At 49.3% G+C, this 17236-nt stretch carries 16 protein-coding genes; 3 read left to right on the top strand and 13 right to left on the bottom strand.

All coding sequences use genetic code 11. The annotated features are described in order from the left end of the window. Positions 1 to 124 precede the first annotated feature (124 nt). From GF404_07430 to GF404_07420, 3 genes are read left to right on the top strand one after another with little or no spacing between them, the layout of a single operon-like run. A complete protein-coding gene (locus tag GF404_07430; protein MBD3382011.1) occupies positions 125 to 1168 on the top strand; it encodes an asparaginase in 1044 nt (347 codons plus the stop codon). Between the two features lie 43 nt (positions 1169 to 1211). After that, positions 1212 to 2624 carry a tryptophanase gene (locus GF404_07425; GenBank protein ID MBD3382010.1) on the top strand — a complete coding sequence of 471 codons (1413 nt, stop codon included), beginning with the start codon at positions 1212 to 1214 and terminating at the stop codon, positions 2622 to 2624. Between the two features lie 48 nt (positions 2625 to 2672). After that, a complete protein-coding gene (locus tag GF404_07420) occupies positions 2673 to 3443 on the top strand; it encodes an MBL fold metallo-hydrolase (protein ID MBD3382009.1) in 771 nt (256 codons plus the stop codon). Between the two features lie 607 nt (positions 3444 to 4050). Here the strand turns inward: GF404_07420 and GF404_07415 are convergent. The 13 genes from GF404_07415 to GF404_07355 form a co-directional block, all read right to left on the bottom strand. Further along, positions 4051 to 4533 carry a hypothetical protein gene (locus GF404_07415; protein MBD3382008.1) on the bottom strand — a complete coding sequence of 161 codons (483 nt, stop codon included), beginning with the start codon at positions 4531 to 4533 and terminating at the stop codon, positions 4051 to 4053. 205 nt (positions 4534 to 4738) lie between these two features. Beyond that, the gene (locus GF404_07410; GenBank protein ID MBD3382007.1) at positions 4739 to 5230 is read right to left on the bottom strand and encodes a hypothetical protein; all 492 of its coding nucleotides are present in this window, start codon (positions 5228 to 5230) and stop codon (positions 4739 to 4741) included. A 53-nt stretch (positions 5231 to 5283) separates the two neighbouring features. Next, positions 5284 to 6150 carry a succinate--CoA ligase subunit alpha gene (sucD, locus tag GF404_07405; protein MBD3382006.1) on the bottom strand — a complete coding sequence of 289 codons (867 nt, stop codon included), beginning with the start codon at positions 6148 to 6150 and terminating at the stop codon, positions 5284 to 5286. Next, positions 6150 to 7376 (bottom strand): succinate--CoA ligase subunit beta, encoded by a 1227-nt coding sequence (sucC, locus tag GF404_07400; protein MBD3382005.1) that lies wholly within the window; start codon positions 7374 to 7376, stop codon positions 6150 to 6152. Before sucC ends, sucD begins: the two co-directional genes overlap by 1 nt. Positions 7377 to 7506: 130 nt before the next feature. Beyond that, a complete protein-coding gene (locus GF404_07395; GenBank protein ID MBD3382004.1) occupies positions 7507 to 9189 on the bottom strand; it encodes a S8 family serine peptidase in 1683 nt (560 codons plus the stop codon). A gap of 145 nt (positions 9190 to 9334) precedes the next feature. Further along, entirely contained in the window at positions 9335 to 10240 is a 906-nt protein-coding gene (locus GF404_07390) for a hypothetical protein (protein ID MBD3382003.1), read from the bottom strand. Further along, positions 10221 to 10649, bottom strand: a complete 429-nt coding sequence (locus GF404_07385) for a PspC domain-containing protein (GenBank protein ID MBD3382002.1) — start codon at positions 10647 to 10649, stop codon at positions 10221 to 10223. Before GF404_07385 ends, GF404_07390 begins: the two co-directional genes overlap by 20 nt. A gap of 231 nt (positions 10650 to 10880) precedes the next feature. Next, positions 10881 to 11543, bottom strand: coding sequence for a protein-L-isoaspartate(D-aspartate) O-methyltransferase (locus tag GF404_07380; GenBank protein MBD3382001.1), 663 nt, complete (start codon positions 11541 to 11543; stop codon positions 10881 to 10883). Positions 11544 to 11638: 95 nt separating this feature from the next. Continuing rightward, positions 11639 to 12982 (bottom strand): hypothetical protein, encoded by a 1344-nt coding sequence (locus tag GF404_07375; GenBank protein MBD3382000.1) that lies wholly within the window; start codon positions 12980 to 12982, stop codon positions 11639 to 11641. Then, entirely contained in the window at positions 12975 to 13550 is a 576-nt protein-coding gene (locus GF404_07370) for a sigma-70 family RNA polymerase sigma factor (GenBank protein MBD3381999.1), read from the bottom strand. Before GF404_07370 ends, GF404_07375 begins: the two co-directional genes overlap by 8 nt. A gap of 21 nt (positions 13551 to 13571) precedes the next feature. Beyond that, positions 13572 to 14594, bottom strand: a complete 1023-nt coding sequence (gene holA, locus GF404_07365) for a DNA polymerase III subunit delta (protein MBD3381998.1) — start codon at positions 14592 to 14594, stop codon at positions 13572 to 13574. Positions 14595 to 14804: 210 nt separating this feature from the next. Then, positions 14805 to 15185 carry a hypothetical protein gene (locus GF404_07360; GenBank protein ID MBD3381997.1) on the bottom strand — a complete coding sequence of 127 codons (381 nt, stop codon included), beginning with the start codon at positions 15183 to 15185 and terminating at the stop codon, positions 14805 to 14807. 231 nt (positions 15186 to 15416) lie between these two features. Further along, positions 15417 to 16586 (bottom strand): deoxyguanosinetriphosphate triphosphohydrolase, encoded by a 1170-nt coding sequence (locus GF404_07355; GenBank protein ID MBD3381996.1) that lies wholly within the window; start codon positions 16584 to 16586, stop codon positions 15417 to 15419. Positions 16587 to 17236: the final 650 nt, after the last annotated feature.

Here is a 17236-nt window from a genome sequence, read left to right as displayed (position 1 = left end):
TTCCACTGATGTCTGCCCGGTATCTGATCATCGATTTCATCCCCGGTCATGCAATCCCGCGTATGCAGTGGATTTCCAGCGATAAACATTATTTTTGTGATTACAGACAGAAATAAAATAACAGTTGAATATCGCCCTGCATGATGTTATAATAGATGCCGTGCAGGAAGTACTGGCAAAAGTGTACCGTGGCGAAGCTGTCGAATCGACACATTTCGGTTCGATAGCGGTCGTCAACTCCGAAGGCGAGCTTCTCTACTACGCCGGAGATCCCCGACTTTCGACATTTACACGCTCAGCTTTGAAACCGTTTCAAGCCACCGCCTTGATCGAAAGAGGTGGACTCGAACGCTTCGGTTTCAGCCAGAAAGGGTTGGCAATCATGTGCGGTTCGCACTCGGGAAGCGAGGAACATGTCGGCCAGGTGCGCGAGAACCTCGAGAAAATCAATCTCGACGAGAGCTTCCTGCAATGCGGAACTCACCCGCCGATCGATTACCGATCGTTTGATATTCTCCCGCGTCGCGAGGAAACATTCACACCGGTACAACATAACTGTTCAGGTAAACATTCAGGACTGTTAGCGCTGGCATTGCTCTTAAACGAAGACCCCAAACGTTACCCGGAATTCGACAGCCAGGTGCAACATATTGTCTATGAGCTGGTTTCGGAAGTCTTCGATGTTCCCGCGGATCAGTTGATATGGGCGATCGACGGCTGTTCGATTCCTAACTGCGCCATGACGATCGACAAGTTCGCCCTTGGATGGGCTCGGCTGGCATCCCGTACAACCGACAAACCGGAGCGCAAAGACGCTTTTGAGAAGGTCATTGCCGCCATGCAGGCATATCCACTGATGGTATCCGGAGAGCGCCGGAGCGACTATTACCTTATGCAGGCTCTGCCAAAAGAGATCGTCTGCAAACTGGGCGGGGAAGCGATCCAGGGAGTTGCGCTTCTGGATCAGGGCTGGGGAGTCGCGGTTAAAATTGCCGATGGTGGATTTCGCGCACTGGCACCGGTTGTGGTCGAAGTTCTCAGGCAACTCGATGTTTTAACGGATGACCGTCTTGATCACGTCGAGCGGTTGATTCGTCCACGGGTTTACAATAATCGTAAATTACTGGTCGGCCACATTGAACCGGCCTTCAGGCTCAAACAGGCCTGATATAAAAAGGGAAACTGTTCTTGCGATAAAGAAAGGTCTGGGCATGCTTGACGATTTTGAATTTCCGATCGAACCGTACCGCGTAAAAGTGGTCGAACCTATCAAGATGACTACCCGCCACGAAAGAGAACTCATCATCCAGAAAGCCCATTTCAATATCTTCAACGTTCGGTCCGAAGATATTTTCATCGACTTATTGACTGATTCGGGCACTTCCGCCATGAGTGATAACCAGTGGGCGGGAATGATGGTTGGTGATGAGGCCTATGCCGGTTGCCGAAACTATCACAATTTCGTTCGTACATTGCAGGAGATCACCGGCTTTAAACACATTATACCGGTTCACCAGGGCCGAGTGGCAGAAAACCTTTTGTTTTCGACTGTCCTGAAGAAAGGTGATTACGTTCCCAACAATACTCACTTCGATACCACTCGCGGAAACACCCTGCATAAAGGTGGAATACCGATCGATTTGATTATAAAAGCAGGCAAGGATCCAAAATCGAATCATCCTTTCAAGGGAAATATGGATATATCCGCCCTGGAGGATTTCATAATCGCCAAAGGCAAAGAAAAGATTCCTGTCATCTTCATGACCCTGACCAATAACTCCTGCGGAGGTCAGCCGGTTTCGATGGAGAACATCCGTCAGACTCGAGACATCTGTAGTAAGTATAACATTCCGCTGTTTTTCGATGCCGCCCGGTATGCCGAAAACGCTTACTTTATTCAAAAGCGTGAGGAAGGTTACCGCAATAAATCGATCAAGGAGATCGCTCAGGAGATGTTTGCCTATGCCGACGGCTGTTGCATGTCGGCTAAAAAAGACGGGCTTGTGAATATGGGCGGTTTCGTCGGCCTCAACAATGATGAGCTCGAACAGAAGATGACCAACCTGATGATTTTGATCGAGGGTTTCCGCACCTATGGAGGCCTGACCGGTCGAGATATGGAAGCTATCGCCCGGGGCCTGATCGAAGCGCTCGACGAAGAATACCTGCATCATCGCATCGAGCAGGTCGAATACCTCGGCAAGGAACTGGATAAAATCGGAGTTCCTTATGTGAAGCCGACCGGCGGACATGCGGTGTTTGTCGATGCCGGTTCGCTTCTTGGGCATATCCCGCGCGACAAGTTTCCGGCCCAGTCTCTTGTGATCGCGCTCTACCGCGAGGGCGGTATCCGTGCGGTCGAGATCGGTGGCCTGATGTTCGCCCAGAAAGATCCGGAGACCGGCGAGGTCATCTACCCGGCGCTGGAACTGGTGCGCCTGGCGATACCGAGGCGAGTATACACTGTTTCGCACCTGAAATATATCGCCCACACCTTCAAGAAAGTCATGGAATACAAGGACAAGCTGTCCGGTTTCGAAATCACTTACGAGCCGGAATACCTCAGGCATTTCACCATGCACCTGAAGGAAATCAATCCGATCTCGGTTGAAAACCTCGGTTGATCGGATTTGACGGAAACCGTACGAAGATAATTCCTGTTATTACCGCATATGGATATGCGTCTAAAAATAATCGGCTGTTCTTCGGGGATGGCTTCGGCTCAGAAGTCGACATCCTGCTACCTGCTCGAAATCGACCGGATCGGGTACCTGCTGGATTGTGGTGACGGTACCGCGCAGGCTATCCGGCGATTGAAGATCAATCCGAATACAATCAGCAAAATTTTTATCAGTCACATGCATTCCGATCACTCGATGGGCCTGCCGTTTCTGGTTCAGCTTATGCATCTTTTGAGGCGCGAGCTTCCTCTCGATATATATCTCCCGCGTGAGGCTGAGGACGGTTTCAAACGTTTGCTCTACATGACCTACCTGTTTCCCGGCGATCTCGGCTTTGATATCACCTTTCACGGCCTCGACCGCAAATCCACGTATGAGGACTCGCTTGTGAAGTTCGAATTTGTTCTGAATCGCCATCTTCAGGGCAAGAGGGACTTTATCATGTCGCGCGCGTTGCCGAATCGGATGCAGTGCTTTTCCTTGATCGCCGAACACGACAGAAAACGCCTGGTGTACACTGCCGATGTACTTGACAGCGAGGATGTCGCCCTGGTTGCCGACAACGCCGACCTCCTGCTATCCGAGGGAATGCATATCGATCTGGAGCGGATGCCACAACTCATGCTCGACAAAAACGTGCGTAAGCTGTTGCTGACTCATCTGCCCAATAATATCGACAATGAGAAAATCAGCGCAGATTTTGCGAAAGCCGGGTTCGATAATCTTGCATTTGCCCGGGCGGGTATGGAGATCATAGTGTGATTGAGTGGTCATGTCTTCACCTGATTAAAATATATTCCGTCATCTCAACTGAAATTCATATAAGCACTTACTCTTTTACAGGAACAGATTCCCGGTTTTTGCGTTTAAGAGGGTGAAGACAACGTGATGTCGACGGGGTGGTTGATTCCGTCAAAAGGGGCTACATTTCATCTTAGAGCAAGCAACGAGTTTAGGTTTCTCCTTAAATACTAAAAGATCAACCGTGAGAATCAATTTCTCACACCATTGCTCCTTTGAGCATTGACTCTCCCGCTGCCGGGATCCTCCCTCCCCGGCAGCGTTTTTTTAATTCTATTTAGACAGATTTTAAGCATCTAATGGTTGCATTTTTGATTTTTTTGTGACTAAACTTTTCAATCATGTATTGTTTAATGAGCACTCTGAATCAGCGGGTCTCAAGATGTTCATGGCATATTAATGAAGCGTGCTAATAACCATTATTACGTTAAGTCAGGTCACACTTATCGCGTAAACGCGATAACCAAGACCTGACTTAACAGTATGGTGTTATTTCTCATGAATGGAATGTTATATGTTCTGTCAGGTCTTGATTCTGACTTTAGTCAGAATTGTGACCTGACTGCCATCACTGCCAATCTTTTGATATCTTCAATTGACTTTCAGAATCAGAAAAGTAATCTCCAGCACTTGACCACTTCCATTTTTGTTGATCGCTGACAAGTTTTGCCTTTACTGGATTATTGTGGATATAGTTAAGTTTCGTTAGAATTAGATTTTTATCGACAATCACAACCCTGTCATATCGAGGCATCCATATTTTCTTCTCTTTAATCCCTAAATCCGTTTTTGCTTTTTGAGCAATATATTTCTTGTAATCTCTCATAAATGAAGACAGCTCTGATCCATCAATAACAAGCAACAAGTGTATATGATTCGGCATAAATACGTAGCCAATCAGATTAGCTTCATACTTTTCCAAACAAAAAGCCAACGATCCTGCCAGTGCTTCATACATTCCAGGAACGTTTCCATATTCTTTCCAATCTTGAAATGTCGTGGTCGCGAAGAAACAATTGAAATCATTTTGATTTTTATATCTTAATCCCATGGCATCTAAACTGTCAGGTCACACTTATCGCGTAAACGCGATAACCAAGACCTGACAGAACATATTATTGGCTGTCGGGTCACACTTTTTGCGTTTAATGAACGCTTACACCAAGTCAACAGTACGATATTTGTTACTATTATCATAAGGTAAATATACATCTGCCCACTGACAAAACAGGTCAGAGAAACTTCCGTTGCGATAGCTATTCGTCTTCGTGGATGTCGGCTTTTTTCTTCTCTTCTTTGCGGGCGGTCATGCGGTCGATTTCGATCAGGATTATACCACAGCGCTCGGCGGTCTTGATCGTGTCATCTTCTTTCATGCGATTGCCCAAACGCGCATTGAAATACCGGCGATACTTTCTGATCCAGACCAGGCGTTCCTCGGCAGAATCAACATAGAAAGCGCGACCGTAGACTAAAACCGAATGATAGCGGTAATGGCATTTTCCCTCGGCATGGTAGCGGACCTTATCCGGGTGACGGTTGACCGCGAAACAGCATCTTGAGTTTTTGGCAAGTAAATCGAGCTTGTAGCCCTTGATTGCCCCATGCAGGACGATCTTATCATCGATATAAGCATAGTTGACCGGGACGATATAGGGTTGATCGCCATCAGCCAGGGCCAGATGACCTACATCCTCTTCCAACAACAGGTTTTTCATCCACCGCATATCGGTCACTTCTTTGGGCACTATTTATCTCCATCAAAATCAGAAGGCCGGGCTTTTACCCGGCCTTGATGAATCTATACGTTCAGACTTTTCAGTATTTTGGGTATGTCCAGAAATGTTCGTGCCGGATAGGCTCCCGCCTCCTCCAGCACCCTGAGCTTGGATCGTGCTGTACCCATGGAGCCCTCGACGATCGCGCCGGCATGACCCATCCGCTTGCCCTGCGGAGCAAACACCCCGCCGATCATGCAGATTACCGGGGTTTTCATCTTCTTGATACGCGAGGTAGCCCGTTCCTCGTAGACACCGCCGATTTCTCCCACCATCACGACCGCCTCGGTCTTTTTATCCTCATCGAACATCTGCAGGATTTCGCCGAAAGTCGAACCCAGAACGGGATCGCCTCCCAGGCCTACACAGGTAGTCTCTCCGTATCCGGAATGAGTCAGGGTGTCGGCGACGTAATATGTCAAGGATCCGGAGCGTGAGACAGTCCCCACACGACCGGGCTTAAAGGCTATATCGGGCATTATCCCCAGGTTGGCCTCACCGGGTGTAATGATTCCGGCAGTGTTTCCGCCCAGTACGGTTGTTCCGTATTTCTGGGCTTCCTGGCGAATCTGCATCATATCGAAGATCGGTATATGTTCCGGTATCACGACCACGAACTTAATCCCGGCATAAATCGCCTCGATCGCGGCTTCCTTGACAAACGGGGCCGGAAGGAAAATGACCGAGGTATCGGCACCTGTGGCATCGATACATTCATCGACCGTGTCAAAAACCGGCAGACCTTCGACCTCCTGGCCGCCCTTTCCAGGCGAGGTACCGCCAACTATCTGGGTACCGTACTCGAGCATCCGCTTGGTGTGGAACTGACCGGCGGAACCGGTGATCCCCTGAACCAGAACCTTGGATTCTTTAGTCACCAGAATAGCCATTATTGCGCCTCCTTTGCCAGCTCGACCGCGCGTTTGGCGATATCCTCGATCGGTGTCTCGATCCCGTGGATTTCGATCTTTTCAAATGCTTCGGGGGTTTCATCTTTGGCTTCTTCAAACAGGCGTACACCTTCCTGCCACATATTACCGGTCATACGACAGACCATAGGCTTAGACAGGCCATGATCACGCAAAAACATGATCACTCCTTTGGCAAAGTCATCGCAACGGGAAATCCCGCCAAATCGTGCCCCGAAGATCGCCTTGACCTGCGGGTTATCGTCAAGGAGAGTCAGCATCCGCGAAAGCCTCTCGGGCGAGGGGCCACCTCCGGAATCCATGAAGTTGGCGGGCTTACCACCATAGTAGTTGATAAAATCATTGCCCATGATTCCGAAACCGGCTCCACCGGGAAACATTCCGATATTGCCCTCCAGGTCGAGGTATGGAATACCCCATTCCCGCGCCTGTTGTTCGCGCTCGGTCATCTCGCCTTCCTCATGACGTTTTTCTATTCCCATCTCGGTCAATTCCGGATGGCGGAAAAGGGCGTCATCATCGATCGAAATCCGGGCATCGGCGGCATACAGCTCGCCATCCTCGGTTTCGATCAACGGGTTGATCTCGGCCAGTTTGCAGTCGTAGGATTTGAAGACATCAAACAAACCCTTTATGATCTTGACCGATGCTTTCAGCTTATCGGTGTAGAATCCGAGCTTCTTGCCGATCGCGAATGCCTGAAATGAATACATCTTCTCATCGAATTCAAACGCTTCGCGATAGACTTTCTTGGGATCGGTACGGGCTACTTCTTCAATGTCCACACCGCCTGAGGGCGAGGAAATGAAGACCAGCTTGTAATTGGCCCTGTCGATGGTCACACCCAGGTAGTATTCTTTTTTTACATCCAGAAGCGGATCGACAAGGACCCGTTCGACCTTGTAGCCCTTGACGGTAGAGGAAAACATCTCCTCGGCCGCCGTGAAGGCTTCATCGGGTGTATCGACTTTTCTCACACCGCCGGCTTTGCCACGACCGCCGGAGAGAATCTGTACCTTGAGAATCGCCTGACCGCCGAGTTTACGCACCGCCGCGGTGACATCCTCGGGAGATGAGGCCACGATTCCCTCGGTTACAGCTATTTTCTTCTTGGCAAACAGCTTTTTGGCTTCAAACTCAAATAATCGCATTCCCAGTCCTTTCGAAACCGTACTTAACAGTCCCATATATATACACTATCCGAAGCAATTATCAACTACTTTCTTCGATCATCGAATTTGCTTTAGGGTGCAAAAATCCCCATGGCAACCATGGGGATTCTATTATTTTTACGCGCTTTTTTGAGATGAAGACAGCCTACCTGACCTTGAAGAGCTTGATCGTCTTTTCGATTCCGGGCGCGGTCACACGCATCAGGTAAACCCCTGCGGCGACTTCCTCGCCGTCATCGTTACTGCCGTCCCAGTTGATTTCATGAGCACCGCTTCCGACAGAAACCTCGCGCTCCCAGACCTGAATACCATCCAGGCTGTGAATCGAACCGCGCAGGATGCCGTCACCTTCAACCTGGCAGTTGACAGACACCAGGTCATCGAATGGATTCGGGTAGGCCAAAACCTTTTCATCGGTAACGATCGGATCTACCCCGGAGGCGGTTTTGGCATCGACAATACCGTAGCCGTAATCATTATTGGGAAGAGTGACACTTTCACCCTGAGGCTCGCGTGCGGTGGAGAGAAGAACCTGCCTTAAATCGACAGCTGAATAGGTTGGATTTGCCTCCAGCACCAGGGCCGCCGCACCTGCTGTCAACGGTGTGGCAAAAGAGGTGCCGTTGCCCCGCTTGAAACCACCGGTATAGCTGGCGACCTTAACCTGCACCGAGTTGGCACAGATATCCGGTTTGATCCGGCCATCGGCAGTAGGACCACGCGAGGAACTGTACCAGATCTCATCCGTGATCAATACCCCCCCGACTGCTATCACGCTGTCGCCGTCAGCCGGTGTCAAGAGCGTGGTCGCAGTCGGTCCCTCGTTACCGGCCGCTACTATCACTGCAATCCCCCTGGATACTGCGGCATCGCAGGCAATCGTGATCGCCGCCGTGTTGCCATCCAGGTCCGAGGGCGAATACCAGTCGATATAGCCGAGTGAGGCCGATACTATCTGGCATCCAAGTGTATCCGCCCACTCCAGGGCGGCTATGAAATTGTCTTCTTCACCCTGGTATTCATCGTAATAGTCCTCTGTCTTCGCCAGGCAGTAAGTTGCGCCGTAGGCCGGGCCGATCAATTCTCCCGGAGCCCATCCCCCCATCGCGGCCAAAACCGAGGTGCCATGAGATCTCTGGGCATTGAACACATCGACGACATCGCTGTCATTATTTATAAAGTCATAAGTTGCCTTGATATCCATCTCGTTGAAAGCGGCATGGGCGGTGTCAAAACCGGTGTCAAAAACCGCAATCGTGATGCCCTCACCCGAAAACCCAAGGGCATGAAGCGGAGGGACCTGTATCTGGTCAAGCTGGTCAAATGAATCACCGTAGTCGAGTTGTGTGGGAGAAGTCGGTTTCGGGAAGACATAATCCGCCCCCCCGACCTGAGGAACCTCACGGCGATAAACCTTGACTGTTGTTATTGAATCGACATAAGGAAGCTTTTCAAGCGACCTGATCAGATCCATCCGGCCCGACACCGAAACGGCGTTGAGCCAGCGGGAGCTCTGATGGATTCTCACACCATAAGATGACACTTCATCCATATAAGCTGAATTAACCGGCAGATCCGAATAGTCAAACAGGCGTTTGCCGGGGTTGGCCAGAGAACGACGTTTCAGTTCTGCGGGACCGGCCACAGCTTCAAGTTGATTCAGAAGATGTTCGATCTCCTCCGCGCTGAAATCACCTTTATCGGAAAAATAAACCCAGTACTTATCTGTTCGCGCATGCGGATAGGGATTTTCAGTAGCGTCCGCGGTTAAACTAAATATAATTAACAGCAGGGAAATTATGCAGGCGGAAAAAGATAATCTTCGCATGGTGTCCTCTCGTTTATAATCTGAAAACAGCCGTCATCCAGATATTATACTGTTCAGAACGTAAATATGTGCAAAAACATTTACGCTTACAATATAAAAAGTGACACGGATAACTGCGGCGCGAAACCGTCAGCGAACAGTATCCCTACTCGTACCAGTTGATCTGCAGGCTCTTGACTTGTGGTTCGATATCCAGGATCAAAAGGCTGTCCGGATGGTACAGGCTGTCGGATACCAGGTCGTTGCCGACCTCGACGAAATCGAGATGATCGACGACATAAAACGGCAAACCGACACCGTCTTTCAGCATGACATAGTAACCACCTGGTATTTCCAGGCGCAGGTCGGATTTTAGAAGGTCAAAATTGACCGGTTCATCCGGGAATCGGCGTCCGAACTGGACAACCACCTCATAACAACGCTTGCAGTTAAGATCCAGCGAATGAAGATTGAAGTCTGCGAGCCTGAGGTAACAGTAGCTGCGCTCAGCATTTATAAACAAATTGAGAGGATAACTGTGGCCGATTTCCATCTTCCAGTAAGGAAAATCATCGTTGTCCCAGAATCTCATCCAGGAATGTTCGCGGTGATCGAGGCCAATCCGAAGCACATCTTTTTTTTCAGCCAGATCGATTTTCGGCCCAGCGGATTCACGGCTGAACTGCAGTTCGAATCCATCATCGCCGAAATCATCCAGTGTGAATTCGCGCTTTTTGAGATGTGCCCTGAGCTCGACTGTATCGACAGAACCGGAAAATGATTCCTCGATCTTGCCATGGCTGACCTCGTGATCGGGATTTTTGATCATATCGCTGTAAGGTACGACCGCGTACACTGCGCCGGCAATTATTATCAGCGATGATATATATGCCAGAAATGGAGCCTTACTGCGCGAAAAGATCATCTGGATACCGAACGCAATCAGAAGAATCGGCCAGAGGTCGAATAATCGCTCGAAGACCTGCGATGGAAGCCGGTCAGTGGTCCATCCCAGGGCCAGCAAGCCGAGGATTATAAATATCAGTCCCCAGTTAAATCTGCCTGCGTTCACTATCATCCTCCGCGCTGGAATTCATGGCGCGATAGATCAGAAAAACACCGATAGCTATGATGATGATCGGCCAGATATAGGCGAATGAGAACCAGTTCCAGATCTGGCTGAGCAGGAATACAAACCCTAAAATGATCAAAATCAGCCCGGGCAGGTACTTGTTGACATCCCCCCGCTCAAGAGGTTGACCGGATTCATCGGTAGCGATTTCTCCAGGGCTTTCAGATTCGGGACGAAGCGGTACAACTATCCAGGCGATAATGTAAACCAGGATACCCGAACCGGCGGCCAGTACCAGTAGCAGAAACACCAGGCGGATGATGGTCGGATCGATATCGAAATATTCCCCAAATCCCCCGCAGACACCGCCCAGCATCGAATTATCACGAGACCTGTAAAGCTTTTTCATCTGTTCCTCCGTTTCCTTAAGTACAAAATATACGGAGCTATCGCAATATTGTTGCTTTTATTGAATTTTGTATTAAAAAGTGCCGCCGAAAATCCATCTCCGACAGCACTCAATCTCACAAGCTGAAGTCCATTTCAGCTAAATCTGTGTCATTTTGGCGAACAAGACAAGCTAACCCAGGGTAACCTTATCCTGCTTAGAATCAACAAAAACATTACACAAAATATGAACTCATTGATCTTCAGCTTCACCAGTCATAGGAACGAATCGAACCGCGATATCAGTGGTCTCCTTGATTCCATCCTCGGTTTTCTCGTAGATCTTGAGAAACTGCAATTTATCTCCGACCGGGATGACCATAAATCCACCCATCGCGAGCTGATCCAGAAGGGGCTGGGGCACATGATCCGGAGCCGCGGTCACGATGATCCGATCGTAGGGTGCGCCTTTCTCATAACCCTGATAACCATCGCCGCAGATTACCTTGAGGTTGTCGTAGCCAAGTTCCTTGAATGTGCTGTCGGCACGCTCTGCCAAAGGGCAGACTATTTCTATGGTATATACCGAATCGACAATTCGCGATAGTACCGCCGCCTGGTAACCGGAACCGGTGCCGATCTCCAGCACGCGCTCATGGCCGGAAAGCCGCAATAAGTCAGTCATCTGCGCAACTATATAGGGCTGTGAAATCGTCTGTCCATGACCGATCGGAAGAGGATTATCATCGTAAGCCTGACCGACCAGATGGGGCGGTACGAAACGATGCCGTGGAACCGTATTCATCGCCTCGAGTACAAGGCTGTCCTTGATCCCGCGAGAAGCGATCTGGCGCTCGACCATATGACGGCGTTCAAGGCTGTATTCGTTTTTACTCTGACTCGTGTCTTTTTCCATATTGCTCTGCTCATCCCCCCTGCAGGCAGTTGTCAACAACATGAAAACCGCAACAATAGCGCTTATAGAGTAACTGATCAACTGAGCCTCATGTATCAGGGTTGTGATTTGGTTTTTTTGATCCGTAAAAGATCCCTTTCATACTGTTCAATGAGTTTCGGCTCGAGAAGTTCCGTTTTTAGTGCTTCTTCGATAAGTTCTTCGACCTTGCGGATCATTTTCGGATCATGATTATTTTTGATCGACAGCAGTCCGGTTTGTATCGCCTGTCGTAAAACTCTTTGCTTCTCATTATCGGAAACAGCATCGGCATAAGCTTCGATCAGGCTGTCCAGTGAATCCTCAAGCCTGACTGGTTGAGAGCTTTTAAACTTACGTCCCATAGGCTCAACTGATTCCGGCATCAGCTTATGAAGATCATCACTGAAAACAGAATCTGCAGAATGTGAACTTAACGATACTTCATCCTGCTGGACTGAATCAAACGATTTATCTCGTACGTCTTCATCAACATGCTTGCTATCTGCATTCTCTTTTAATTGTAGACCCAGATCGTCAGCCCTAGCCGGGACTGAAGGCTCGATCTTCTCTGATGACTCCCTTAAACTTTCCGGGACGACTGTGGATTGTCGCAGGGAAGCTGTTTCAGGCAGATCGGTTTTATCGCGGGAAGCCGTCACCACCTCTTCTTCGGAATCTTGTTTTTGCTGTGATTTTGGCTTGACAGTCTCAGATTCGGACAGGACGACTTCGCTATGTTTTTTTGAAGCTTCAATTTGATCTTCGACTTCAGTTTGGCGGTCAATTGTGTCGGTTGTGGCAATTTCCGTCGCTTTATCTACGTAATTTCCAATCTGCGAATCTGCCGTTACACCGTCGATTTCATACCTGTCCTCACCCGATCCTCCGCCACGGATATCGATTATTTCATCACCGGGTCGAGTTTTATCCAAGTCCTGAAATTGTGAATCGATATTTTTTGCGGGTGAAGTTTCGGGAGAATCTACCGTCAGGCTCTTCTGCTTCTCCAAAAGTTTATCATCCATAACATCCATCAGGCTGAAATCATCCGACAGATGACGGCTGATCAAAAAGACCGTAACAATCATCAAAGCACCGGCTGCCAGTTTCATCCAGTTATGGAAACTGAAGACCAGGTTTTTGAAGGGCGATTCCGACTTTTGTGGCGTACCACCGCTTTCGAGACGCTCGACCTGTGAATCGATCCGTCCGGCCAGTCCCTCCCAGTAGCCCTCTGCCCGTTCGGGAACTTCGATTTCGCGGGCCTCGCTGTCGAGCTTTTGATAGAGCGCGAGTTCTTCCGCTTTATCCGGATTTTCAGCCAGGTAGTTTTCGAACTCCCTTCGTTCAGAGTCGGGCAGTTCATTGTCCAGGTACAGGTTCAGGTATTTTTCGAAATCATCGGAAAACTTACTCATCGAGATAATCCTTGAGCATTTCTTTTAGCCGGGCACGGGCCCGGGAAAGCCGGGACATGACAGTCCCGCTTTCAATTTTAAGTGCTTCTGCGATTTCAGCGTAACTCATATCTTCATACGTCCGCAAAACAAAAACCGCCTTGAATTCCTCCGGAAGGCTCTCGACCGCCTCTGCTATTTTATCGCGCAATGAGGAGGCCACCACCTGCTCATGCGGGTTGGCCGAGGGATTCGTGTCGGCTTGTGTCTCCTCCGAAACCGATTGGTCGAGCGGGGTTTCATGTTTTCTCCTCCGCAGGGAATTGATCGCCAGGTTCGATGCTATCGTCAGTATCCAGTTGCGAAAACTTTTGCCTTCGATGAAACTGTCGAGCGCTTTGTAGGCCCGGATGAATGCTTCCTGGGTCAGGTCATCGGCTGTGTCATGATCGCGCACGAACCTGTAAGCTAAATTATAAACCGGTTTCTGAAACATCCGCACCAGCGCTCCGAAAGCTACCTTGTCGCCGGCTTTGGCACGACCGATCAATTCCGTTTCGGATTTCGGCAAATTCTGCTTCCGTGTCATCTATACAAATATTCCGAGCTTTTATTCCGGAGATTCGGTAAGTTTTACGATCAACCGCTCGAGAATATAGTTCTGAGGCATACGCTCGAAACGGCTGTCATATTCGGCTTCGAAAAGCGAATTGAGCGCGCGGCTGAGATCGTCCCGGCTGAAGTTGCGGAGTTGCTGACGGCACTTTTTGACAAAAAACGGATGAACCCTGATTCGTGAGGCCACCGCCTTGTCCGAAAGCGACGGCTCAAGCGCTTCTATGCCATAGAGATAATTAAAATGACCGTAAACACGCCTGAGGATGTCGGTAAATTTTTCCCTCGCGCTAAGCAGTCTTTCGAGACGGTTGAGTGCTGTCTGACGATCCCTTCGGCCCAGAGCGTCGGTCAGCTCGAAAATCGAAAAAACCGCCGACTGGGAACCGTAACTGCGTATATCCGATGATGTTACAGTTGCACCCGGCTCCATATTGAGAGCGATCTTGTCGATTTCCTCTGCCAGCGTGCGGTATGAGTAGCCGGCAAATTCGATCAAAAGATCGACCGCGCCCGGCTCCAGAGTCAGATCATGTTTCTGCTCCTGGCGACGAACCCAGAATTTAGCTCCGCGCTGATCGAGCGCGAGAAAACTGACCCAGGTCGCCTCGTTGGTCATAAATTTATAGAACTTCTTGCGCAGATCGAGTTTGCCTGGATGAAAAATCACCAGCTTGTTTTCCGGTGGAATTGTCGGCAAAACCTTCAGGATCAGTTTCTGATCTTTTTCGTTATAGCGTTCAGCCTCGGTTACGATAACCAGCCGTCCCCCGCCGAAAAGCGAATACTCCATGGCGGCGTTGACCATCTCGGCCGCTTTGCCAGGTTTGGCCTGGATTTTTTCGATCGTGGCGTTCTGACGATCTTCTCCGAACAACGCCTTGATAATCGCCTGCGTGAATTCCAGCCTCAGGTATTCCTGGTCGCCGGTGAAAAAATAGATCGGAGCGATCTGGTTTTGCTCAAGCTGTTTGATCACATCCGAAAATTTCAGTTTTGATACAGGTTCTTTAGCCATGTTTATAAGTTAGAGTTGAAGCGGATTCAAGTCAATCCTAAACAGATTTTTCTACACACAGAATTCGACATCTGCCGGGCACAATCGTTGGGGAGATGTCATCCTGAGGAAAAGTCCCGGTTTTGGTCGGAAAAAGATCTCGAGCTTACACAAAAAAAAGAGGCAGCCGTCGCCGGCTACCTCCGGACAGGGAGGGTATGGATACAACTTTTAAATTATACCTATAGCCTGATTGGCAGGGTTGTCTGTTTCGGGGATGAGATTCAGGCTATAGGGAATCTTCTTCTGCATCGTCAACGCCATATTCAAAAACGGCTCGAGGTCTCGTGAACAAAACATCTTGCGATTGACCTGGTTGACCAGTGTAAAACAGTCGGAATAAATTTCGATCGTCTTGTTTTTGAAAAGCTGGGGATTGTTTTCAATGAATTCCAGCAGTGTCAGAAGTCCGGCGTATTCAACTTCTTTGGCATCGCCTTTAAACTGCGCCCGAAACACTATTCCGACATCGGGCACAGTAAAAGTGATCAGGGCATTGTGTTTAGTCGGGCTTTCCGTGTCTCGCATCAAACTGTGAAAAAAGCATTCCATAACCTCTCCTTTATTCCACATGTTGCACTCCGGTGTAATTAAAAAGCAAAGCCTGTGCCGCCTGTTTTGAGGTCCTGTAACTGTTCAGGGATTGAGCATGGAAGTTAAAACTGCCCCAAATATCAGCCTAAAAGCCCTAAAATGGCGTATTTTACAGGGACATTACAGTCCATTCCGGAAAATGGAGTGGAGGTAATATGAAGCCGGTTTCACACCGGTGAGCAGGAGAATTCAGACTTTTTCGAAAGGGTCGAACAGTTTTTTATACTCTATCATCGCGAAGCGATCTGTCATCCCGGCCATATAATCGGCGATCACCTGCGCCTTACTGCCGTCCTCGGCCCGATGAGCGTATTTGGGGGGCAACTGCCGGGGATTGTCGTAGTAGGCCTCGTACAGCGCGTTCAGAATCCGGCGGGCTTTGTCGGTCATACGGATCAAACGCCAATGACGATACATCCGCTCGAACAAAAATTTCTTAAGCACCGAATTCTCGCGTTCTAAATTCTCTGAAAATGACAGCAGTTTGGTGTCATGACGGCGGACATCATCGAGCGTTTTGATCTCATACTTTTTCAGGTTTTCGACGGTGGTCATAATCAGGTCGGTGACCTCCATATTGATCATCAGGCGGATGACATGGTACTGCCGTTTGGAACGGGTCAGGTCGGGCAGTTCCTTTTCAGATTTCTTATAGATTTGATTGAACAAAGGTACTTCCATAATTTCAGCCAGCGAGAGCACCCCCGACCACAAGCCGTCGTCGACATCATGGCAGTTATAAGCGATCTCATCGGCCAAATCGACGATCTGCGCCTCCAAAGTCGGTTTCTGATGAGGGTTGTAATCCTCGATTTCGGAGATATCGTAGTCGGTCTCATGCTTGACGATCCCCTCCCGGACCTCATAGCTCAGGTTCAGCCCGGGAAATCCGGGGTAACGGCGTTCGATCTGCTCCACCACGCGCAACGACTGCATATTGTGATTAAAGCCCTTTTCCGAATGAGACTTCATCAAGGCATCCAGGATATCCTCGCCGGCATGGCCGAACGGCGTATGACCCAGATCATGAGCAAGCGCAATCGTTTCGGCCAGGTCCTCATTCAGTTTGAGCGCGCGGGCGATAGTACGTGAGATCTGGGCTACCTCCAGCGTATGGGTCAGGCGGGTGCGGTAATGATCGCCCTCATGGTTGACGAACACCTGCGTCTTGTATTCGAGACGACGAAATGCCGCGGAATGAATGATCCGGTCACGGTCGCGCTGATAACAGGTGCGGTAGGGATGGTCGTTTTCGGAATGTTTTCGGCCCCGGCTGTTTTTGCTGAAGGCGGCATACGGTGCCAGAGTCAGCTTTTCGTATGCCTGCAGACTTTCGTTGCTGTTTAGATAATCGTCCATGCCTCAATTTAATAAAATAATCGCGCCTTCCAAAACTATTTCTAAAAACTGTAACTGAGCCCCAGGCTGTGGCTTTCATCCAGACGGCTGTGGCGGTTTACTGCGTAATCGAGACGGAGTTTGCCATAGATTATACCGAATCCGGCTGAGGGCAGAGTAGGTTCGGTGACCACACCGAAGCGCAATAGCAGGTAGTCCTGGAGCACAAACTCCTGACCGAAATGAAACCGTGTCGGATCGTTCTTTCTTCCGCTTATCTCGAAATTGACAGTGAAATCATTAAGACTCTGAATGCCGATTCCAGCCCGGTAACCGATCTCTGTTTCGGGATCATTGTCGGTGTAACGTGATCGGTTGATATCATAGACGGCGAAATGATAGATGACTTCCGCATACTCTCCCGCCAGACCGAAATCGAAATCGACACGGCTGAGGTTATCATAATCATTTGCACCGAAAGCGACCTGGTTATACTGCAGGCCTGCCCCGATTTGCATATAAGGATCGATCAGGTTACAGGACAACCCGATCCGGACATGGTTTTCAGTCAGGATATCGGCCTGACCGAAATTTGAAAACGCTATCGCCACAGCCAGGCGATTATAGCTGTAGGATGAGGAAATCCACAACTGATCCAGTTCATTCAGATT

Source organism: Candidatus Zixiibacteriota bacterium (genome assembly GCA_014728145.1).
Lineage (GTDB): Bacteria > Zixibacteria > MSB-5A5 > JAABVY01 > JAABVY01 > WJMC01.
The sequence above is the reverse complement of the archived record's forward strand: the minus strand, read 5'-3'. Positions and strand labels throughout refer to the sequence as shown.